A 19941-nucleotide genomic window follows, 5' to 3' on the forward strand; every position below is an offset into this window, starting at 1 on the left:
GAGTAAGCACTAGAGTATGCGCGCGCAAAACGGGCTTGAGCCTTTCGCACATCGTTGTCGCGTTTATTACGAGGACACCGATGCGGGGGGCATCGTGTATTACGTTAATTACCTCAAGTTTATGGAACGGGCTCGAACCGAGCGGCTACGAGATCTGGGCTTTGCCCAATCGCAGCTTGCCGGGGAGGACCTGTTGTTCGTCGTGCATTCCAGCGAAGCGCGCTACCACGCGCCGGCGCGACTGGATGACGAACTGCTGGTAAGCGCTGAAGTAATCGAATTGAACCGTGCCAGCCTGCGCTTCAAGCAGCAGGTCAGGCGGGCAACGGATAATGCACTGCTCTGCGAAGGGCAGTTTCTGGTGGCCTGTGTGCGCACTGAAAGTTTGAAACCCCGGGCCATTCCCGAAGCTCTACGAGCGGCCTTTGCCGACGTGAGCGGCGCGGGTACACACTCAAAGCAGGAGATAAAGCGTGGAAGCTAACGTCGTCGACCATTCCTCCATGTGGAGCCTGGTCAGCAATGCCAGTATCGTGGTGCAACTGGTAATGCTGATCCTGGTAGCCGCATCGGTGACCTCATGGATCATGATCTTTCAGCGCAGCAACCTGCTGCGCGCCGGTCGACGTGCCCTGGAGAGCTTCGAAGAGCGCTTCTGGTCAGGTATCGACCTGTCCAAGCTGTACCGTCAGGCCGGCAGCAATCCGGACCCTGATTCGGGCGTCGAGCAAATCTTCCGTGCCGGTTTCAAGGAATTCTCCCGTCTGCGCCAGCAGCCAGGCGTTGACCCGGAAGCGGTCATGGAAGGCGTGGCGCGTGCCATGCGCGTTGCCATTTCCCGCGAAGAAGAAAAGCTCGAGCAGAGCCTGCCCTTCCTGGCCACCGTTGGTTCCGTCAGCCCGTACATCGGTCTGTTCGGTACGGTCTGGGGCATCATGAACTCCTTCCGCGGTCTGGCGACCGCCCAACAAGCGACCCTGGCCACTGTGGCCCCGGGTATCGCCGAAGCACTGATCGCCACCGCGATCGGTCTGTTCGCCGCCATTCCAGCCGTTATCGCTTACAACCGTTTTGCTGCTCGCAGTGAAACCCTGCTGGGCCGCTACTACACCTTCGCCGACGAGTTCCAGGCGATCCTGCACCGCAAAGTGCACACCAGCGAAGAATAAGCAGGTAATTTCCAATGGCTTTAATCGCTCGAGCTCGCAAAAAGCGCAAGCCGGTCGCCGAGATGAACGTGGTGCCTTACATCGACGTGATGTTGGTGCTGCTGGTCATCTTCATGGTGACCGCGCCGATGCTCAATCAGGGCGTGAAAGTTGATCTGCCCAAGGTTTCCAGCGAAGCCTTGCCGCAGGACAACAACACCCAGGTCCTGACCATTTCCATCAAATCCGACAAGACCTACTACTGGAACCTTGGCAGCGAAGTCGACACCGAAAAGCAGCAGGATCGGGCCATGACCCTGCCGCAGATGACTGACGCGGTGACCAAGATCATTCGCGTCGGCAACGAAGGCGGCAAGCGTACCCAGGTCTTCATCCGCGGCGACAAGAGTGTCGATTACGGCTCCGTCATGGGGGCCATGGGCGGGTTGCAGAAGGCCGGGGTCGGTAATGTTGGCTTGATTACCGAGGCGCCCTGATGCAGCAACAGCGAGAGCCGTCCGCCTCGGAAAGCTACTTCTGGCCTAGTGTCTGGGCGATTGGCTTGCACGTGCTGGTGTTCGGCATGCTGTTCGTCAGCTTTGCCTTTACCCCGGAACTGCCGCCGGCCAAGCCGATTGTCCAGGCGACCTTGTACCAGCTGAAATCGAAAAGTCGGGCGACCACCCAGACCAATCAGAAGATTGCCGGTGAGGCGCAGAAATCTGCTGCGCGTCAGACCGAAGTCGAGCAGATGGAACAGAAAAAGGTCGAGCAGGAAGCGGTGAAGGCTGCGGAACAAAAGAAAGAAGAGGCGGCTCAAAAGGCCGAAGAAGCCAAGAAGGCTGACGAGGCCAAGAAGGCCGACGAGGCGAAGAAAGCGGACGAGGCGAAAAAGGCTGATGAAGCCAAAAAAGCCGACGATGCGAAGAAAACCGCGGAAGCCAAGAAGGCAGAAGAGAAACAATTGGCTGATATAGCCAAGAAGAAAGCTGAAGAAGAAGCCAAGAAAGCTGCGGAAGAAGAGGCCAAGAAAGCGGCCGCTGAAGAAGCCAAGAAAAAGATCGTCGAAGACGCGAAGAAGAAAGCCGCGGAAGACGCCAAGAAGAAAGCTGAAGCTGAAGAGGCGAAGAAGAAAGTCGCCGAGGAAGCGAAGAAGAAAGCTACTGCCGATGCTGCGAAGAAGAAATCGCAGGACGCGGCACGTAAATCCGCCGAAGACAAAAAGGCCCAGGCCCTGGCAGATTTGCTTTCCGACACGCCGCAGCGTCAGCAGGCGTTGGCCGATGAGCAGGGCGACGAAGTCGCCGGCAGTTTCGATGACCTGATTCGTGCGCGTGCAGCAGAAGGCTGGGCTCGTCCACCTTCGGCACGCAAAGGCATGACGGTCGTATTGCAAATCGGCATGTTGCCGGACGGTACGGTGACTTCGGTCAGCGTGTCCAGGTCCAGTGGCGACGGTCCGTTTGACGCCTCGGCTGTTGCAGCGGTGAAGAATATTGGACGTTTGACAGAAATGCAGGGAATGAAGCCGAGTGATTTCGCTCCGTATCGTTCATTCAAGATGACATTCACACCTGAGGATCTAGCCTTGTGAGAAACCTTCTTCGAGGAATGCTGGTCGTTATCTGCTGCATGGCAGGGATGGCGATGGCAGATGAGAAAAACATTCTGGTTACCAGTGGCAGCGATCGGGCGACCCCGATCGCCGTAGTACCGTTTGGCTTCCAGGGCGGTAGCGTGCTGCCGGACGACATGGCGGAAATCATCGGTAACGACCTGCGCAACTCGGGTTACTACTCGCCGCTTCCAAAGCAGAACATGATCAGCCAGCCGAGCCAGGCCAGCGAAATCATCTTCCGTGACTTCAAGGCGCTGGGTGCCCAGTACGTCATGGTCGGCAGCATTGTGCCGGCGGGCGGTCGCCTGCAGGTGCAATACGCACTGTTCAACGTCGCCACCGAACAGCAAGTGCTGACCGGCAGCGTGTCGGGCGGCGTCGATCAGTTGCGCGACATGGCGCACTACATCTCTGACCAGTCGTTCGAAAAGCTCACAGGTATCAAGGGTGCCTTCTCGACTCGCCTGCTGTATGTAACGGCCGAGCGTTTCTCCGAGAACAACACTCGCTACACCTTGCAACGTTCGGACTATGACGGTGCTCGCGCCGTGACCCTGCTGCAGTCGCGCGAGCCGATCCTGTCGCCGCGTTTCGCACCGGATGGCAAGCGCATCGCTTATGTCTCCTTCGAGCAGAAGCGTCCACGCATCTTCATGCAGAACATCGACACCGGTCGCCGTGAGCAGATCACCAACTTCGAAGGCCTGAACGGCGCGCCAGCCTGGTCGCCGGATGGCAATCGCCTGGCGTTCGTGCTGTCCAAAGACGGCAACCCGGACATCTATGTGATGAACCTGGGTTCGCGTCAGATCAGCCGCGTTACCAACGGTCCTGGCATCAACACCGAACCGTTCTGGGGCAAGGATGGCTCGACCATCTACTTCACGTCCGACCGTGGCGGCAAGCCGCAGATCTACAAGACCAGTGCCGGTGGTGGCGGTGCCGAACGCGTGACTTTCGTCGGTAACTACAACGCCAACCCTAAACTGTCGGCTGATGAAAAGACGCTTGTCATGATTCACCGTCAGGATGGCTTCACCAATTTCAAGGTGGCGGCCCAGGATTTGCAGCGCGGTAGTGTAAAAATCCTCACTGATAGCACTCTGGACGAGTCGCCTACTGTCGCGCCCAACGGCACCATGGTAATCTACGCCACCCGCCAGCAGGGCCGGGGAGTCTTGATGCTCGTGTCCATCAATGGACGCGTAAGGCTCCCGCTTCCTACCGCACAAGGCGAAGTCAGAGAACCTTCCTGGTCCCCTTACCTGAACTGACGCGGCGCTATACGTTGTACTTAACACACTGGGGTTCATTAGGAGTTTCACGATGGAAATGCTGAAGTTTGGTAAATTTGCTGCGCTGGCACTGGCCATGGCTGTAGCTGTAGGTTGCTCGTCCAAAGGCGGCGACAATGCCGGTGAAGGCGCGGTAGATCCAAACGCTGGTTACGGCGCAAACACTGGTGCAGTTGACGGCTCCCTGAGCGAAGAAGCTGCACTGCGCGCTATCACCACTTTCTACTTCGAATACGACAGTTCGGACCTGAAGCCAGAAGCCATGCGCGCTCTGGACGTTCACGCCAAAGACCTGAAAGCAAACGGCGCTCGCGTTGTTCTGGAAGGCAACACCGACGAACGTGGTACTCGTGAGTACAACATGGCTCTGGGCGAGCGTCGTGCGAAAGCCGTTCAGCGCTACCTGGTACTGCAAGGCGTTTCCCCAGCTCAGCTGGAACTGGTTTCCTACGGCGAAGAGCGTCCAGTTGCTACCGGCAACGACGAGCAGTCCTGGGCTCAAAACCGTCGCGTCGAACTGCGTAAGTAATTCGTCATGCGAACGTGCCGTCGTGCTGTAACTGTTTTGGCTCTCAGCCTCGCACCGTTTGCGGTGTGGGCTGCGGTTCCTGTGGTCGAGGACAACTCCGGCTATAACAATAGCGGGAGCAGTTATCCGCCTGCGGGTTACGGTACGAACGGCGCCTATGCCGGGGGAGGGGTTTCGGCCCCTGTCTCGGCACAGGGCGAACTGTTCAACCAACTGCAATCAATGCAGCAACAGATCGAGCGCCAGCAAGGTGCGATTGAAGTTCTGCAAAATGATGTAGCGCGCATGAAGCAGGAAAACCTGGAGCGATACCAGGATCTTGATCGGCGCATAGGAACCGGCGTTGCACCAGCCGCGAATCCTCAGAATTCTTCCACCGGTGGTGATTTGAATGCCCCCGGTGCAGCCGCAGGTGCGGCAGCTGGCGCAGCCGCCGCTCAAGCACCTGCCGCAGGTGGCGAGCCGGCAGATCCGGCGAAGGAAAAGCTCTATTACGATGCTGCCTTCGACCTGATCAAGGCCAAGGATTTCGACAAGGCCAGTCAGGCTTTCGCCGCATTCCTGCGCAAATACCCGAACAGCCAGTATGCGGGCAATGCCCAGTACTGGTTGGGCGAAGTGAACCTGGCCAAGGGCGATCTGCAAGGTGCAGGTCAGGCATTTGCCAAGGTTTCGCAGCTGTATCCCAAGCACGCCAAAGTGCCTGATTCGCTGTACAAGCTCGCTGATGTGGAGCGCCGCTTGGGTCATACCGACCGGGTCAAAGGTATTCTGCAGCAGGTTGTGTCCCAATATCCGGGCACTTCCGCCGCTCAACTGGCCCAGCGCGATCTGCAGAAAATGTAAGCCTGCTTGACCTGTTTTGAAGAAACCCGCGCTTGTCGCGGGTTTTTTCGTTAGAATTCACACCCTTTTTCTGAAACACGCTTTTTGGGATCTGCGCATTGCCGGGGTTCCTTGAAGTGCCTGACGGAGGCGGACAGCCTGTTTAGCTGTTACGCCCGTGGCGACTATGCAAGACACATTGAGAATCACCGAAGTTTTCTACTCGTTGCAGGGTGAAACTCGGACTGCCGGGCTGCCCACTGTTTTTGTGCGCCTGACCGGTTGTCCGTTGCGTTGCCAATACTGCGACAGCGCCTACGCGTTCACCGGCGGGACCATCCGCACCCTCGACGATATCCTCGAGCAGGTCGCCGGTTTTCGTCCGCGATACGTCTGTGTCACGGGCGGCGAGCCCCTGGCGCAACCCAACGCCATTCCCTTGCTCAAGCGCCTGTGTGACGCCGGTTACGAAGTGTCACTGGAAACCAGTGGCTCTATCGATATCTCGGCAGTAGATTCCCGGGTCAGTCGCGTTGTCGACCTGAAAACCCCGGGTTCGAAGGAAGCACACCGCAATCGCTACGAAAACATTGAGCTGCTCACGCCCAACGATCAGGTGAAGTTTGTCATCTGCTCGCGGGAGGACTATGACTGGTCCGTTTCCAAGCTGATCCAGTACGGTCTGGAACAGCGTGCCGGCGAAGTCCTGTTCTCGCCAAGTCACCATGATCTCAATGCCAGGGACCTGGCGGACTGGGTGGTGGCGGACAATCTGCCAGTGCGTTTGCAGTTGCAACTGCATAAATATCTATGGAATGACGAGCCGGGGCGCTGAAATGACTGAACAACTCAATACTGCTGAAAAACGTGCGGTCATCCTGCTGTCCGGTGGCCTGGACTCGGCGACCGTCGTGGCCATGGCGCGCGCCGAAGGCTACAGCTGCTACACCATGAGCTTCGACTACGGTCAGCGCTCTCACGCCGAACTGTATGCCGCCGAGCGTGTGGCGCGGGACCTGGGTGTGGTCGAGCACAAGGTGATCGGTCTGAACCTGAACGGCATGGGCGGCTCGGCGCTGACCGACAGCAGCATCGATATTCCGGAAGAGTTGGGTGAGGGCATTCCGGTGACTTACGTGCCTGCGCGTAACACGGTGTTCCTGTCCCTGGCCCTGGGCTGGGCTGAAGTACTCGGCGCACGTGACATCTTCATCGGTGTCAATGCGGTGGATTACTCCGGTTACCCGGACTGCCGTCCCGAGTTCATCGAGTCGTTCGAGCGCATGGCCAACCTGGCAACCAAGGCCGGCGTGGAAGGCAATGGCTTCCGCATCCAGGCACCGCTGCAAAACCTCAGCAAGGCGCAGATCGTCCAGGCCGGCGTTAAGCTTGGCGTGGATTATGGTCTGACCGTTTCCTGCTATCAGGCCGACGATAACGGTCGCGCCTGCGGCAAGTGCGACAGCTGCCGACTGCGTGCAGAAGGCTTTGCGGCGGCCGGAATCAGCGATCCAACCCCTTATTTTTGATTTATTTCAAAATAGGTGTTGAATAGTCCTTAAAAATCAGTATTATACGCGCCACCACACAGCGGGTCGTTAGCTCAGTTGGTAGAGCAGTTGGCTTTTAACCAATTGGTCGTAGGTTCGAATCCCACACGACCCACCATTTTTGGCGGTTTAGAAAATCCGGAAGGCCCACGCAAGTGAGGATTTCCGGGTTTTTTTTTGCCTGAAATTCAGTGCTGGCAGGTCTGGAGGGTGGGGCTTTCGCTAAGGTATTAATGGTTGCCCGGTTTTACCGCGTCGCCGCGATTTTCAGTTCCCACGGTTTAAAACTCAGCCACAACAACACCCCTGGTACCTGCAACGCGATCATCACTCCCAGCGACCACTGATAAGCCTCCACTGGATGCCCTTGTCCAGATCTTGGCCACAGGTTCAGGATTTCCCCCATCAACCATTGCAAGACGAACGCCAATACGAACACCACCAGGTTGAACGACGAACTGACCCGCCCGGCAAGTTCAGGGGATACCGACTGAGCCACGATCGCGTAGTTCATGGTGGTGGAAGTGCCGAAGAAGCTGAACCCCATAGCAATCAGTAGCGGCGATACGGGTAGTCCGCTGATCATCAGTGATTGAAATACGATGAAGATTGAAACCCCGGCGCCGCACACCATGATCGGCTGCACACCAAAGCGCCGCAGGTAGTCGGTGAACGAGCCGAAGGCCAGCGAGCCTGCCACCATCGCCACGGTGCCCCAGAGCAAGGTGTTGGCCATACTGGACTCGTTCAAATGTGCGACATCGCGTAGCCACGGCCCCATCCATAGCGACAGCACCGACATGTAGATCGCATGGGCAAACACCGAGTACAACGCCAGTCGCCAAAATACCCAGGAGGAGTAAAGCCTTCCCACTGCCTTGGACATTTCGGCAAGAGTGGTGTGTTTGGGGTTGTAGGTGCGCGGCACGCTCCGATGAATGACTACGCAGACGAACAAAGTCAGCAGCGCCAGAATCAAGAATGCTTCACGCCATGAGATCCACTTGAGCAGTTCATGCAACGGCGTGGTGGACGCCATTGCGCCCAAGCCGCCCACAGATAACAGGCATGCTGTACTCAGCGGCAGGCGTTCGGCAGGCAGCCAGATGGCACACGCTTTGATCGCACTCATCAGCGAGCCAGCAACACCTAGGCCGATCAGGCCGCGACCAATGATCAAGCCCAGTTCCGTATGGGAGAAGCTGAAAATCAGCGAGCCCAACACAGCGAACAGCAGCATGGGTGCCTGCACGCTACGCGGACCGTAGCGGTCGAGCATGACCCCCAGCGGAATCTGCGCTGCGGCGAAAGTCAGAAAGTACACACCGGTAAGCAGGCCCAGGCTGCTGGCGGGCAGGTGCAGTTCCCGCTCCAGATCCACATAGATCAAGGCGTTGACCGTGCGAAACAGGTAGGACACAAAATGCCCGAGGCCAAAGGGGATGAATATGGTCAAAAACAAGTACAAAAACGAGTGTCTGGTTTCCTGGTCGGCTTTTGCGCAAGAGCCTGAATTCTCGTTACTCATGTCGCAAGAGCCTCGCATGTGGAAAATGTCGTGCGTATTTCACAGCAGAAACGCCCCCGCTCTTCTTCAAGCCAAAGCCCATCAGGGCACGGTCTCATTTCTGAGAACTTTACGTGGACAGCGTTCCTCAGGGCGTTGCTGATGCCGTCTAAGGACAACGGGTTATCGACGTCGAGGAACAGCGGTTTGGGTTCGGTATCGATATTGATGAAGGCATAGCGGGACAAACCATTGCAGGGTTTTAGTGCAAATAAGTTTCTTTCTGCTCGACAGAGGCTATCCAGCCCCAAACAGTGTGTCATTCCTATTTTTGTAGGAGATGGGTCATTGGTTTTGTAGGATTCTTCCGGTTTTTCGATCATGTGTGCATCGACTGTCATGTCGATGTCCGATCAGTACAGGTGCAAAGTGATCCCGAATTCCACATGACCCACCATTTTCAAGCAGTTTTAAAGATCTGGAGGGCCCACGTATGTGAGGATTTCCGGATTTTTTTCTGCCTGCGATTTAATTCAGCGATGCGCCAGGCTGCGCAGGTCAGAATCATCTTTTGCATCCGTCGGATATTCTGTAGCCTTGCGCAGCTTCAACGCTGTCCGTGCCTGATGAATACTCACTTTCCCGGCGGTACCCTGTAGGGTCCGGAGCCGGGTGTATACTCGACTTTCGCGCGAATGCGCCTGCAGGTCTTGCGAACATGACGCAAATTTCCGAACGCCTTCTGGTTCAAGCCCACCTCGACGCCAAGCAGCCCAAGCCGCTGACCGCCGATGAAGAGGCTTATTACCGTGCCGCCATCGCTGCCGAGCTCAAGGCTCAGGACGCGGTGCTGGTGGCCCACTTCTATTGTGACCCTGTCATTCAGGCGCTGGCCGAAGAGACGGGCGGCTGTGTCTCCGACTCGCTGGAGATGGCCCGTTTCGGCAACGCCCATCCGGCCAAGACCGTGGTCGTCGCCGGCGTGAAGTTCATGGGTGAGACCGCCAAGATCCTCAACCCCGAAAAACGCGTGCTGATGCCGACGCTCGAAGCGACCTGTTCGCTCGACCTGGGTTGCCCGGTGGACGAATTTTCCGCGTTCTGCGATCAACACCCGGAACGCACGGTGGTGGTGTACGCCAACACTTCGGCTGCGGTAAAGGCCCGAGCGGATTGGGTGGTGACCTCAAGCTGTGCGCTGGAAATCGTCGAAAGCCTGATGGACAACGGCGAGACCATCATCTGGGGCCCGGACAAGCACCTGGGGACCTACATCCAGCGCCAGACCGGTGCTGACATGCTGCTGTGGGACGGTGCCTGCATCGTTCACGAAGAGTTCAAGTCCAAGCAGCTTGAAGACATGAAGGCGCTGTACCCGGATGCTGCGATCCTGGTGCACCCGGAGTCGCCGACATCGGTGATTGAACTGGCCGATGCCGTGGGTTCCACCAGTCAGTTGATCGCGGCGGCACAGAGCCTGCCGAACAAGACGCTGATCGTGGCGACCGACCGCGGCATCTTCTACAAGATGCAGCAGCTGTGCCCGGACAAGGTCTTTATCGAAGCCCCGACGGCAGGTAACGGCGCGGCGTGCCGCAGTTGTGCGCATTGCCCGTGGATGGCCATGAACACCCTTGAGCGCACGCTCAAGGCGTTGAAGGAAGGGGCGAACGAAATCTTTGTCGACCCGGCGCTGATCCCTCAGGCGATCCGCCCGCTCAAGCGCATGCTCGATTTCACCCAGGCGGCGCGGATGAAGCTGGCCGGTAACGCTTAAAAGCCAGAAAGCAAAAGATCGCAGCCTTCGGCAGCTCCTACAGGTGTAAATGAAACCCTGTAGGAGCTGCCGAAGGCTGCGATCTTTTTTGTGGGCGTTACTTGGTCTTCTTCGGAATCCGCACCAGTTCGGTATTGGAATACATGTCATGCCAGCTGCGTTTCTGTTTGTCGAACAACGACCAGAAGAATCCCAGACCAACACACAGCACCGAAGCAAGCGACACGACAAAGCGCAGCAACGCCTGCCACAGGCTGATGGATGAGCCATCGGCGTTCTGCACGCGGATGCACCAGACCTGCATGCCCAGCGTTTGACCGGACCAGGTCCAGAATTTGGCGAAGAAGCCGAACAGTACGAACAACAGCACCGTCGAGAGCAGGGGATCGCCGTCCAGCGCACCCGCTTCGGTCAGGGTGCGCATCCTTTCTTCGCCGATGATCGCCATCTGGATCATCTTGTAGATGCCGCTGGTGACGATCAGCAGGGCGGTACACAGCAGGAAATCATAGAACATGGCTGCCAGGCGACGACCCAGGCCAGCGGCAGGAAAGTCGCCCTGGGGAGTAAGCAGGTGTTTCGACATGGCAGGCTCTCGGCGAAAAAAGAAGCCATTTTACGGATTTACGCGCACAAAAAAGCCCCTGATGTCAGCATCAGGGGCTTTTTCGTTACAGAAGATTAACCTTCCGCTTGTACTTCGTCAGCCTGCATGCCTTTCTGGCCCTGCACGGCGATGAAAGTCACTTTCTGGCCTTCTTTCAGGCTCTTGAAGCCGTTGCCCTGGATAGCGCGGAAATGCACGAACAGATCCGGACCGCTTTCAGGAGTGATAAAACCAAAACCTTTCTCGTCGTTAAACCACTTGACGGTACCGCTCTGACGTTGGGACATTTCTTATTTCCTTTGACGCAAAAAATTAATGACAGTCTCCTTCTCATGAAAGAGTACTGGGGCTGGTTGCAGGAGAGTAAGAAGACGTCGAACGGGATGTAGCTAACTTGTAGGCTACTGCCCAGGTCACGATTCCAAGCGACCCATGCAAACACAGTGAACAAACTCTACGCCAACTACGGGAGAAAAAACAAGCCCTGTGAGGGCCCCGTATTTCCTCAGGTTGATGGCAAAGTAAGTCCACTAGTGCGGCCTTATTCGCTAACCCTGTTCAAATGTTTTCGATCGTTATAAGCAAAGTTCATAATCGAAGCTTATAGCCAAACGATGCACTGTTATATGGCGGTTGCGTTACACATTAGTGCACCGTTAACGCAACCGCGTTACTTATAGGAACAGTCAATCAGCCGCGATAGTAGCGTTGTGGAACAAATGGCATTTTGCTTACAAGCAAAGGCACCTTTTTCCCACGAACGATCGCCCAAACCGGTGTGTCCAGTGCGATATAAGCGCTGTCGACATAACCCATGGCCAGCGGCCCGCCCAGGGTTGGCCCGAAACCGCCGCTGCAGACGCTACCGATGATGTCGCCGGCTTCGTTGACGATCTCGGCGCCTTCACGCACGGGTGTACGTTCCTGCGGTAACAAACCTACACGTTTGCGGTTCACGCCTGCCTGTTGCTGGGCGAATACGCTTTCGGCGCCAGGGAAGCCGCCGGCCCGTGCGCCATCAGCGCGACGTGGCTTGGAGATCGCCCACAGCAGGCTTGCTTCGATCGGGGTGGTGTCGGTGTTCATGTCGTGGCCGTACAGGCACAGGCCGGCTTCCAGGCGCAGGGAGTCGCGAGCGCCAAGGCCGATGGCGGCCACTTCGGCTTCAGCGAGCAGTGCGCGAGCCAGTGCTTCGGCGTTGGCGGCGGGTACGGAAATTTCGTAGCCGTCTTCACCGGTGTAACCCGAACGGCTGACAAAGCAGTCCACGCCCAGCAGCTTCACGCGGGCGAACTGCATGAAGGTCATCTTTGCAACTGTAGGGGCCAGGCGTGCCAGCACGGTCACGGCTGCCGGGCCTTGCAGGGCGAGCAGGGCGCGCTCTTCGAACAGCGGCTCGATCGTGCACTGGTCGCCAATGTGCTTGCGCAGATGTGCCAGGTCCTGATCCTTGCAGGCGGCGTTGACCACCAGGAACAGTTCGTCATTACCCAGGTTGGCGACCATCAGGTCGTCAAGGATGCCGCCCGTCGCATTGGTGAACATGGCGTAGCGCTGCATGCCCACCGGCAGGTCGATGATGTCCACCGGCACCAGGGTTTCCAGGGCTTTGGCGGCATTGGCGCCGGTCAGGCGAATCTGGCCCATGTGCGAGACATCGAACAGCCCGGCCTGGTCGCGGGTGTGCTGGTGTTCCTTCATCACGCCCAGCGGGTACTGGACGGGCATGTCGTAGCCGGCGAACGGCACCATGCGCGCGCCGAGTTCGATGTGCAGTGCGTGCAACGGGGTTTTCAACAGTTGTTCGGTGGACATATTCAGCTCCTGAAGAAGGGTGCAGATGAGCGCACATCAGCACTCGATAATGTTGACCGCCAAACCGCCACGGGCGGTTTCCTTGTATTTGCTTTTCATGTCGGCGCCGGTCTGGCGCATGGTGCGAATGACCTTGTCGAGGGAAACGAAGTGTTGCCCGTCGCCGCGCAGGGCCATGCGCACGGCATTGATGGCCTTGACCGAGCCCATGGCGTTGCGCTCGATGCAAGGCACTTGCACCAGCCCGCCAATCGGGTCGCAGGTCAGTCCGAGGTTGTGTTCCATGCCGATTTCCGCGGCGTTCTCCACTTGTTGCACAGTGCCGCCAAGCACTTCGCACAAGGCACCGGCGGCCATCGAGCAGGCAACGCCGACTTCGCCCTGGCAGCCGACTTCGGCGCCGGAGATCGAAGCGTTTTCCTTGTACAGAATGCCGATGGCCGCGGCAGTGAGCAGAAAACGCACCACGCCGTCGTCATTGGAACCCGGGATAAAGCGCATGTAGTAATGCAGCACCGCTGGAATGATCCCGGCCGCGCCGTTGGTGGGGGCGGTGACCACGCGCCCCCCATTGGCGTTTTCTTCATTGACCGCCAGGGCGTACAGGTTGACCCAGTCGAGCACTGACAGCGGGTCGCGCAACGACGATTCCGGGTTCTTGCACAACTGCCGATGCAGCGCGGCGGCCCGGCGCTTGACCTTCAGCCCGCCGGGCAGGATGCCTTCATTACGGCATCCGGCGGCGACACAGTCCTGCATCACTTGCCAGATGTTCAGCAGGCCGGTGCGGGTTTCCGCTTCCGGGCGCCAGGCGCTTTCGTTGGTCAGCATCACCTGGCTGATCGACAGCCCGTATTTGACGCAATGACCGAGAAGATCCTTGGCACTTTTGAACGGAAAGGTCAGGGGGGTGGCGTCTTCGACGATGCGATCGGCGCCGGCGGCGTCCTCATCGACCACAAAACCGCCGCCGACCGAGTAGTACTCGCGGCTACGGACTTGCAGGCCCGCTGCGTCGAAGGCGCGGAAAATCATGCCGTTGGGGTGATACGCCAACGGTTTGCGAATCATCGCCAGGTGTTCTTTCTCGTTGAACGCAATGCTGTGTTCGCCGAGCAGGTTCAAGCGTCCGTTGCTGCGGATTTCTTGCAGGCGCGCGGCGACGGTTTCCGTATCCACGGTGTCCGGGTGTTCACCTTCCAGGCCCAGCAACACAGCCTTGTCACTGCCGTGGCCTTTGCCGGTGGCGCCGAGCGAGCCGTACAGCTCGACCTTGACGCAGGTGGTGGCCGTCAGCAGCCCTTCACGGCGCAGGCCTTCGACGAAACGCGCAGCGGCGCGCATCGGACCGACGGTGTGGGAGCTGGAGGGGCCGATGCCAATCTTGAACAGGTCGAACACGCTTAACGACATGGTGGTTCTCCGGTTTCTTGTTATAGGCGTATCACGGGAGATGCTGTGCTACAGGAGATTTGCGGTGTTCTTGAGTGGGGCGGATGATTCCGCCCCACTCATTGGTTTAAGCGTAGCTTTCGATCGACGGGCAGGCGCAGACCAGGTTGCGGTCGCCGAACACGTTGTCGACGCGACCGACCGGCGGCCAGTACTTGCCTTCGATCAACGACGCAACCGGGTACACCGCCTGCTCACGGCTGTACGGGTGCGACCACTCGCCGACCAGTTCCTTGGCGGTGTGCGGCGCGTTTTTCAGCGGGTTGTCGTCCTTGTCCAGGGTGCCGTTTTCCACTGCGCGGATTTCTTCGCGGATGCGGATCATGGCGTCGCAGAAGCGGTCCAGTTCTTCCTTGGATTCGCTTTCGGTCGGCTCGATCATCAGCGTGCCGGCCACCGGGAACGACATGGTCGGCGCGTGGAAACCGAAGTCGATCAGGCGCTTGGCGACGTCATCGACGCTGATGCCGCTGCTGTCTTTCAGTGGGCGCAGGTCGAGGATGCACTCATGCGCCACCAGGCCGTTGCTGCCGGTGTACAGCACTGGGTAGTGCTCTTCGAGGCGACGGGAGATGTAGTTGGCATTGAGGATCGCCAGCTGCGAAGCACGCTTGAGGCCCGCGCCACCCATCATACGAATGTACATCCAGGTGATCGGCAGAATGCTCGCGCTGCCGAACGGTGCCGCGCAAACGGCGCCTTCCTTGCGCTCCATCTGTGCGTGGCCCGGCAGGAATGGCGCCAGGTGCGATTTCACACCGATCGGGCCGACGCCCGGGCCGCCACCGCCGTGGGGGATGCAGAAGGTTTTGTGCAGGTTCAGGTGCGAAACGTCGCCGCCGAACTTGCCCGGGGCGCAGAGGCCGACCATGGCGTTCATGTTGGCGCCGTCGATGTACACCTGGCCGCCGTTGTCATGAATGATGCCGCAGATTTCGCGGATGCCTTCTTCGAACACACCGTGGGTCGACGGGTAGGTGATCATCAGCGCAGCGAGGTGTTCGCGGTGCTCGATGGCCTTGGCGCGCAGGTCTTCGATGTCGACGTTGCCGCGGGCATCGCAGGCGGTGACGACCACGCGCATGCCGGCCATTTGTGCGGTGGCCGGGTTGGTACCGTGGGCCGACGACGGGATCAGGCAGATGTCGCGACGGTCTTCGCCACGACTCTGGTGGTAGGCACGGATCGCCAGCAGACCTGCGTATTCACCCTGGGAGCCGGCGTTCGGTTGCAGCGAAACCGAGTCATAACCGGTGGCGGCGCAGAGCATCGCTTCCAGCTCGTCGGTCAATTGCTGGTAGCCGGCGCTTTGCTCGGCCGGGGCGAACGGGTGCAGGGCACCGAACTCGGCCCAGGTCACCGGGATCATTTCGCTGGCGGCGTTGAGTTTCATGGTGCACGAACCCAGCGGGATCATGGTGCGGTCCAGCGCCAGGTCCTTGTCCGCCAGTTTGCGCAGGTAACGCATCAGCTCGGTTTCCGAGTGATAGCGGTTGAACACCGGGTGGCTGAGGATCGGCGACTGACGTACCAGCGTGGCCGGGATGGCGCTCTGCACCGAGGCGGCGAGGGCGGCGAAGTCCGGCAGGGCCTTGCCGTCGGACAGAAGGCTCCACAGGGTTTCAACGTCGGCCTGAGTGGTGGTTTCGTCCAGGGACAGGCCCAGGCGCTCACCATCGACCACGCGCAGGTTGATGCGCTGGGCGTGCGCCTTGTCGTGCAGGGCGGCGGTTTGCGCGCCGGTCTTCACGGTCAGGGTGTCGAAGAAGCTCGCTTGCTCGACGCTCAGGCCCAATGTGCTCAAGCCTTTGGCCAGGATCGCAGTCAGGTGATGCACGCGATTGGCGATTTGCGTCAGGCCTTTTGGACCGTGGTACACGGCGTACATGCTGGCGATGTTGGCCAGCAGCACTTGCGCGGTGCAGATGTTGCTGGTGGCTTTCTCGCGACGGATGTGTTGCTCGCGGGTCTGCATGGCCAGGCGCAGGGCCGGGTTGCCGAAACGGTCTACGGAAACACCGACCAGGCGGCCCGGCATGTCACGCTTGAACGCGTCCTTGGTGGAGAAGTACGCCGCGTGCGGGCCACCGAAGCCCAACGGCACGCCGAAGCGCTGTGCGCTGCCGATGGCCACGTCGGCGCCGAATTCGCCCGGCGCGGTCAGCACGGTCAGGGCCAGCAGGTCGGCAGCCACGGCAACGAGGGCATTGGCGGCGTGGAAGCGTTCGGTCAGCTCGCGGTAATCGAACACGTCACCGTTGCTCGCCGGGTATTGCAGCAGTGCGCCGAAGAACGGCGTCACGTCAGTCAGTTCGCGCTCGTCGCCAACCACCACGTCGATGCCCAGGGGCTCGGCACGGGTGCGCAGCACGTCGAGGGTCTGCGGGTGGCAATGCACGGAGGCGAAGAAGGCGTGGCTGCCCTTGTTCTTGCTCAGGCGTTTGCAGAAGGTCATGGCTTCGGCAGCGGCGGTGGCTTCGTCCAGCAGCGAGGCATTGGCGATCGGCAGGCCGGTAAGGTCGCTGATCAGGGTCTGGAAGTTCAGCAGCGCTTCGAGACGGCCTTGGGAGATTTCTGGCTGGTACGGGGTGTAGGCGGTGTACCAGGCCGGGTTTTCGAGCAGGTTGCGCAGGATCGGCGACGGCGTGTGGGTGCCGTAGTAGCCCTGGCCGATGAAGGTCTTGAACAGCTGGTTTTTAGTCGCGATGGACTTGATCAAGGCCAGGGCATCGGCTTCGCTCAAACCGTCTTCCAGGCCGAGGACGCTGGTGCCCTTGATGCTGTCGGGAATCACGCTGGCGCTCAGGGCTTCCAGGGAGTCGAAGCCGAGGCTGTTGAGCATGGCTTGCTCGTCACCGGCGCGCGGGCCGATGTGACGGGCGATGAATTCGTTGGCGGTGGTCAAATTTATTTGAGTCATGTCGGTGCTCCTCAGGCTTCGGCTTGGGCTTTGATCAGGCGGTCGTAGGCGTCCTGATCCAGCAGTTGGCCGACAGCGGTGGCATCGGCAGGTTTAAAGCGGAAGAACCAGCCTTCGCCCAGCGGATCTTCGTTGACCAGTTCAGGGCTGCTGTCGAGCGCCGGGTTCACTTCCAGCACTTCGCCGTCCAGCGGCATGTACACGCCGCTGGCAGCCTTTACCGATTCCACGGTGGCGGCTTCGGCGCCTTTGTCGTAGGACTGCAGCTCAGGCAGTTGAACGAAAACCACGTCGCCCAGGGCGTTCTGTGCGAAAGCGGTGATGCCGACCGTGACGCTGCCGTCAGCTTCGGTGCGCAGCCATTCGTGATCTTCAGTAAAACGCAACTCGCTCATGGAAACTCCTAAGGGGCCAGACTCGTCTGGTGGACGCGATTGAATGCTTGGGCGATGCCCGGGTTATGGGGGAGTACATAGCAAGAACACGGCCAACGTTGTTTTTACTGTTATTTATCAATAACTTAGGTTGTTTAGACAAAGGTTGAAATTCAATCGTTGTAGCGAAATCGATACGGCATATGTCTAGGATGAAAGCCGAGGTGGATCAAAGCCTTGCACAGCCGTGACCGGAGAGGGGTGTAGCGATATCGTTCCGCTGTAGCGCTTTCAGTACAGATAGAGGTCGTTTTTAAACAGGTGAAGAAGTTTTCGAAGTGACAATCCGTTCCGTAGGAGCTGCCGCAGGCTGCGATCTTGTCGCAGGCACCATAAGATCAAAGTCAAAAGATCGCAGCCTGCGGCAGCTCCTACACGGGTTGGTGTACATAGCCCGCCATCTGTGGACTCAAGGCCTCAGGCCTTGTTGGGAATGCCGTACTTGCGCAACCGATGGGCAATCGCGGTGTGGGAGGTTTGCAGGCGGGTCGCCAGTTGCCGGGTCGAGGGATAGCTGATGTAGAGCTTTTCCAGCAGGGTTTTCTCGAACTCGTCCATGGCCTGTTCCAGGCTGTCGACGTCATTGTCGCTCTGGCGCGCTACCGAGGTGCCGGCGATGTCGAGGTCGCCAATGTCCACCAGGCTGCTTTCGCAAATCGCCGCGGCGCGGAAGATCACGTTCTGCAATTGCCGCACGTTGCCCGGCCAGCGGTTGCCCAGTAGCGCCGGGTAAGTGCCCGGCGCCAGGCGACAGATCGGGCGCTGGATCTGCGCGCAGGCCTGCTGCATGAAATAGCGGGCCAGCAGCAGGATGTCCTGGCCGCGCTCACGCAGGGGTGGCACTTCAACGTTGAGGACGTTGAGGCGATAGAACAGGTCTTCGCGGAACAGGCCTTCGCTGACCATTTTTTCCAGGTCGCGGTGGGTCGCGCTGAGGATCCGTACGTTGACCTTGACCTCACGGTCACCGCCGACCCGGCGAAAACTGCCGTCGTTGAGGAAACGCAGCAATTTGGCCTGCAAGTACGGCGACATCTCGCCGATTTCATCGAGAAACACCGTGCCCTGGTTGGCCAGTTCCATCAGTCCTGGCTTACCGCCTCGCTGCGCGCCGGTGAAAGCGCCGGGGGCGTAGCCGAACAGTTCGCTTTCGGCGAGGTTCTCTGGCAATGCCGCGCAATTCAACGCCAGAAACGGTGAACTGTGCCGGGCGCTGATGGCGTGGCAGGCCCGGGCCACCAGTTCCTTGCCGGTGCCGGTTTCGCCCTGGATCAGCAGCGGTGCATCGAGGGCCGCCACCCGCTGGGCGCGCGCCTTGAGGGTGCGGATCACCGGGGACTCGCCGAGCAGTGCGTCGAAACCTTCGGCGTGGTCATGGTGCAGCGCGGAAAGGCGTTCGCCGATGCGGTTCGGTTGATACAGGGTCAGCAGGGCGCCGGCGTCGGTGATCGGTGTGGCGTCGAGCAATAAGGTCTGGCCGTTGACGGTGATTTCCCGCAGCGGCAGGCGAAAGCCGTGTTCGAGCAGGGCGTCGAGCAAGGCCGGGTCGGCAAACAGCTCGGCCACGCTTTCACCGTCCGGTTCGCGGCCGTACAGGGCGATCAGGGCCGGGTTGGCCAGCAGCACCTTGCCGTCGCTGTCCAGTGCCAGCACCGGGTCGGTCATGGCTGCGAGCAACGCGTCGAGCTGTAAGTGACGACGCTGGCCGGGCAGGATGTCGACCACCGTCACCGCTTGTACGCCACGCACGCTGAACAGGGCATCGCGCAGTTCCTCGAGCACTTGCGCGCTCAGGGTCGGGGCGTCGATATAAACATTGGGCGGGACCATTTCCACCGCATCCAGGTTCAGATTGCGCCCGCCGAGCAGGGCCAGGACTTCCTGGGTGATACCGACGCGGTCGATGAAGCTGACGTGGATACGCATGGGGCGGTCTTGGGTTCTGCAGTGCGGAGGGAGGCAAGTATGCCTTGGAGGAGGGGGGAGGTGAAATCGGCGATGGGGGATGGCTTGAAAAGATCGCAGCCTTCGGCAGCTCCTACGCTGAACGCATTCCCCTGTAGGAGCTGCCGAAGGCTGCGATCTTTTGATCTTCCAAACGTTATTCCAGGTGCTCGGGTTTGACCGGGTCGCCCGATTTCATGTTCAGCTGCACCCGCACGTCTTCGAACATGGCGTCGTAATGTTTGTGCACCGAACCGATGTTGCTATGGGTTTTCGGGACACCGTACTTCTCGGCAATCTTGGTGACGTTGCTGGCGAAGTTGTAGGCCATGTCCTTGGGCAGGAAGAACGACTCGCTCATGTCTTTGTTCTGAATGCTGCCGTGCATTTTGAACAGCATCCCTTTGCCTTCCTTGGGGTCCTGACTGACTTCATAGTCGAGGTAGATGTTGTAGCTGACGTCGTCCTTGTTCAGCGCGTGTCGCTCGATGTGCAGGTGACCCGGCTCGAACGTTGCCAT

At 59.1% G+C, this 19941-nt stretch carries 20 protein-coding genes and 1 tRNA gene; 11 read left to right on the plus strand and 10 right to left on the minus strand.

Translation table 11 applies throughout. From position 1 onward, the window contains the following. Positions 1–16: 16 nt before the first annotated feature. From ybgC to AC1D19_RS07015, 10 genes are all read left to right on the plus strand, one after another. Complete coding sequence (ybgC, locus tag AC1D19_RS06970) at positions 17–484, plus strand: tol-pal system-associated acyl-CoA thioesterase (RefSeq protein WP_057713518.1); 468 nt, start codon at positions 17–19, stop codon at positions 482–484. Next, on the plus strand, positions 474–1169 hold the full coding sequence (gene tolQ, locus AC1D19_RS06975) for a protein TolQ (RefSeq protein WP_008147369.1): 696 nt from the start codon (positions 474–476) through the stop codon (positions 1167–1169). Before ybgC ends, tolQ begins: the two co-directional genes overlap by 11 nt. A gap of 23 nt (positions 1170–1192) precedes the next feature. Next, the gene (tolR, locus tag AC1D19_RS06980; RefSeq protein WP_162135951.1) at positions 1193–1645 is read left to right on the plus strand and encodes a protein TolR; all 453 of its coding nucleotides are present in this window, start codon (positions 1193–1195) and stop codon (positions 1643–1645) included. Next, the gene (gene tolA, locus AC1D19_RS06985) at positions 1645–2742 is read left to right on the plus strand and encodes a cell envelope integrity protein TolA (protein ID WP_477762779.1); all 1098 of its coding nucleotides are present in this window, start codon (positions 1645–1647) and stop codon (positions 2740–2742) included. Before tolR ends, tolA begins: the two co-directional genes overlap by 1 nt. A gap of 17 nt (positions 2743–2759) precedes the next feature. Continuing rightward, positions 2760–4040 (plus strand): Tol-Pal system beta propeller repeat protein TolB, encoded by a 1281-nt coding sequence (gene tolB, locus AC1D19_RS06990; protein ID WP_167362903.1) that lies wholly within the window; start codon positions 2760–2762, stop codon positions 4038–4040. 52 nt (positions 4041–4092) lie between these two features. After that, the gene (gene pal, locus AC1D19_RS06995; protein WP_003178634.1) at positions 4093–4590 is read left to right on the plus strand and encodes a peptidoglycan-associated lipoprotein Pal; all 498 of its coding nucleotides are present in this window, start codon (positions 4093–4095) and stop codon (positions 4588–4590) included. Positions 4591–4596: 6 nt separating this feature from the next. Then, complete coding sequence (gene ybgF / locus AC1D19_RS07000) at positions 4597–5436, plus strand: tol-pal system protein YbgF (RefSeq protein ID WP_477762780.1); 840 nt, start codon at positions 4597–4599, stop codon at positions 5434–5436. Between the two features lie 166 nt (positions 5437–5602). Continuing rightward, positions 5603–6250, plus strand: a complete 648-nt coding sequence (queE, locus tag AC1D19_RS07005; protein WP_477762781.1) for a 7-carboxy-7-deazaguanine synthase QueE — start codon at positions 5603–5605, stop codon at positions 6248–6250. Position 6251: 1 nt separating this feature from the next. Further along, positions 6252–6944 (plus strand): 7-cyano-7-deazaguanine synthase QueC, encoded by a 693-nt coding sequence (gene queC / locus AC1D19_RS07010; RefSeq protein ID WP_034149150.1) that lies wholly within the window; start codon positions 6252–6254, stop codon positions 6942–6944. A gap of 63 nt (positions 6945–7007) precedes the next feature. Further along, positions 7008–7083 (plus strand) — tRNA-Lys (locus AC1D19_RS07015). 129 nt (positions 7084–7212) lie between these two features. Here the strand turns inward: AC1D19_RS07015 and AC1D19_RS07020 are convergent. Further along, positions 7213–8493, minus strand: coding sequence for an MFS transporter (locus AC1D19_RS07020; RefSeq protein ID WP_477762782.1), 1281 nt, complete (start codon positions 8491–8493; stop codon positions 7213–7215). Next, positions 8490–8873 (minus strand): hypothetical protein, encoded by a 384-nt coding sequence (locus AC1D19_RS07025; protein ID WP_477762783.1) that lies wholly within the window; start codon positions 8871–8873, stop codon positions 8490–8492. Before AC1D19_RS07025 ends, AC1D19_RS07020 begins: the two co-directional genes overlap by 4 nt. A 317-nt stretch (positions 8874–9190) precedes the next feature. On the opposite strand from AC1D19_RS07025, the gene nadA reads away from it, so the two are divergent. Next, positions 9191–10249 carry a quinolinate synthase NadA gene (gene nadA / locus AC1D19_RS07030; RefSeq protein ID WP_007995624.1) on the plus strand — a complete coding sequence of 353 codons (1059 nt, stop codon included), beginning with the start codon at positions 9191–9193 and terminating at the stop codon, positions 10247–10249. A gap of 97 nt (positions 10250–10346) precedes the next feature. On the opposite strand, the gene AC1D19_RS07035 is transcribed toward nadA, so the two are convergent. From AC1D19_RS07035 to AC1D19_RS07070, 8 genes are all read right to left on the minus strand, one after another. Further along, the gene (locus tag AC1D19_RS07035; protein ID WP_477752523.1) at positions 10347–10835 is read right to left on the minus strand and encodes an RDD family protein; all 489 of its coding nucleotides are present in this window, start codon (positions 10833–10835) and stop codon (positions 10347–10349) included. A gap of 95 nt (positions 10836–10930) precedes the next feature. After that, positions 10931–11143, minus strand: coding sequence for a cold-shock protein (locus tag AC1D19_RS07040; RefSeq protein ID WP_007931076.1), 213 nt, complete (start codon positions 11141–11143; stop codon positions 10931–10933). 403 nt (positions 11144–11546) lie between these two features. Beyond that, entirely contained in the window at positions 11547–12671 is a 1125-nt protein-coding gene (gene gcvT, locus AC1D19_RS07045; protein WP_477762784.1) for a glycine cleavage system aminomethyltransferase GcvT, read from the minus strand. 36 nt (positions 12672–12707) lie between these two features. Beyond that, positions 12708–14084, minus strand: a complete 1377-nt coding sequence (locus AC1D19_RS07050; protein ID WP_477762785.1) for an L-serine ammonia-lyase — start codon at positions 14082–14084, stop codon at positions 12708–12710. Between the two features lie 106 nt (positions 14085–14190). Beyond that, positions 14191–17043: an aminomethyl-transferring glycine dehydrogenase gene (gene gcvP, locus AC1D19_RS07055; protein WP_477762786.1), complete on the minus strand. Its 2853-nt coding sequence runs from the start codon at positions 17041–17043 to the stop codon at positions 14191–14193. 11 nt (positions 17044–17054) lie between these two features. Next, positions 17055–17438 (minus strand): glycine cleavage system protein GcvH, encoded by a 384-nt coding sequence (gene gcvH, locus AC1D19_RS07060; protein WP_477762787.1) that lies wholly within the window; start codon positions 17436–17438, stop codon positions 17055–17057. A 456-nt stretch (positions 17439–17894) separates the two neighbouring features. Next, entirely contained in the window at positions 17895–19403 is a 1509-nt protein-coding gene (locus AC1D19_RS07065; protein WP_477762788.1) for a sigma-54-dependent transcriptional regulator, read from the minus strand. Positions 19404–19578: 175 nt separating this feature from the next. After that, positions 19579–19941, minus strand: coding sequence for a DUF5064 family protein (locus tag AC1D19_RS07070; protein ID WP_477752518.1), 363 nt, complete (start codon positions 19939–19941; stop codon positions 19579–19581).

It is taken from the genome of Pseudomonas sp. P1_C12 (assembly GCF_056406435.1).

Coding starts and splice junctions, on each gene's coding strand:
- ybgC (WP_057713518.1), top strand. CDS start 17: ATGCGCGCGCAAAACGGGCTTGAGCCTTTCGCACATCGTTGTCGCGTT.
- tolA (WP_477762779.1), top strand. CDS start 1,645: ATGCAGCAACAGCGAGAGCCGTCCGCCTCGGAAAGCTACTTCTGGCCT.
- tolB (WP_167362903.1), top strand. CDS start 2,760: ATGCTGGTCGTTATCTGCTGCATGGCAGGGATGGCGATGGCAGATGAG.
- pal (WP_003178634.1), top strand. CDS start 4,093: ATGGAAATGCTGAAGTTTGGTAAATTTGCTGCGCTGGCACTGGCCATG.
- ybgF (WP_477762780.1), top strand. CDS start 4,597: ATGCGAACGTGCCGTCGTGCTGTAACTGTTTTGGCTCTCAGCCTCGCA.
- queE (WP_477762781.1), top strand. CDS start 5,603: ATGCAAGACACATTGAGAATCACCGAAGTTTTCTACTCGTTGCAGGGT.
- queC (WP_034149150.1), top strand. CDS start 6,252: ATGACTGAACAACTCAATACTGCTGAAAAACGTGCGGTCATCCTGCTG.
- AC1D19_RS07020 (WP_477762782.1), bottom strand. CDS start 8,493: ATGAGTAACGAGAATTCAGGCTCTTGCGCAAAAGCCGACCAGGAAACC.
- AC1D19_RS07025 (WP_477762783.1), bottom strand. CDS start 8,873: ATGACAGTCGATGCACACATGATCGAAAAACCGGAAGAATCCTACAAA.
- nadA (WP_007995624.1), top strand. CDS start 9,191: ATGACGCAAATTTCCGAACGCCTTCTGGTTCAAGCCCACCTCGACGCC.
- AC1D19_RS07035 (WP_477752523.1), bottom strand. CDS start 10,835: ATGTCGAAACACCTGCTTACTCCCCAGGGCGACTTTCCTGCCGCTGGC.
- AC1D19_RS07040 (WP_007931076.1), bottom strand. CDS start 11,143: ATGTCCCAACGTCAGAGCGGTACCGTCAAGTGGTTTAACGACGAGAAA.
- gcvT (WP_477762784.1), bottom strand. CDS start 12,671: ATGTCCACCGAACAACTGTTGAAAACCCCGTTGCACGCACTGCACATC.
- AC1D19_RS07050 (WP_477762785.1), bottom strand. CDS start 14,084: ATGTCGTTAAGCGTGTTCGACCTGTTCAAGATTGGCATCGGCCCCTCC.
- gcvP (WP_477762786.1), bottom strand. CDS start 17,043: ATGACTCAAATAAATTTGACCACCGCCAACGAATTCATCGCCCGTCAC.
- gcvH (WP_477762787.1), bottom strand. CDS start 17,438: ATGAGCGAGTTGCGTTTTACTGAAGATCACGAATGGCTGCGCACCGAA.
- AC1D19_RS07065 (WP_477762788.1), bottom strand. CDS start 19,403: ATGCGTATCCACGTCAGCTTCATCGACCGCGTCGGTATCACCCAGGAA.
- AC1D19_RS07070 (WP_477752518.1), bottom strand. CDS start 19,941: ATGGCAACGTTCGAGCCGGGTCACCTGCACATCGAGCGACACGCGCTG.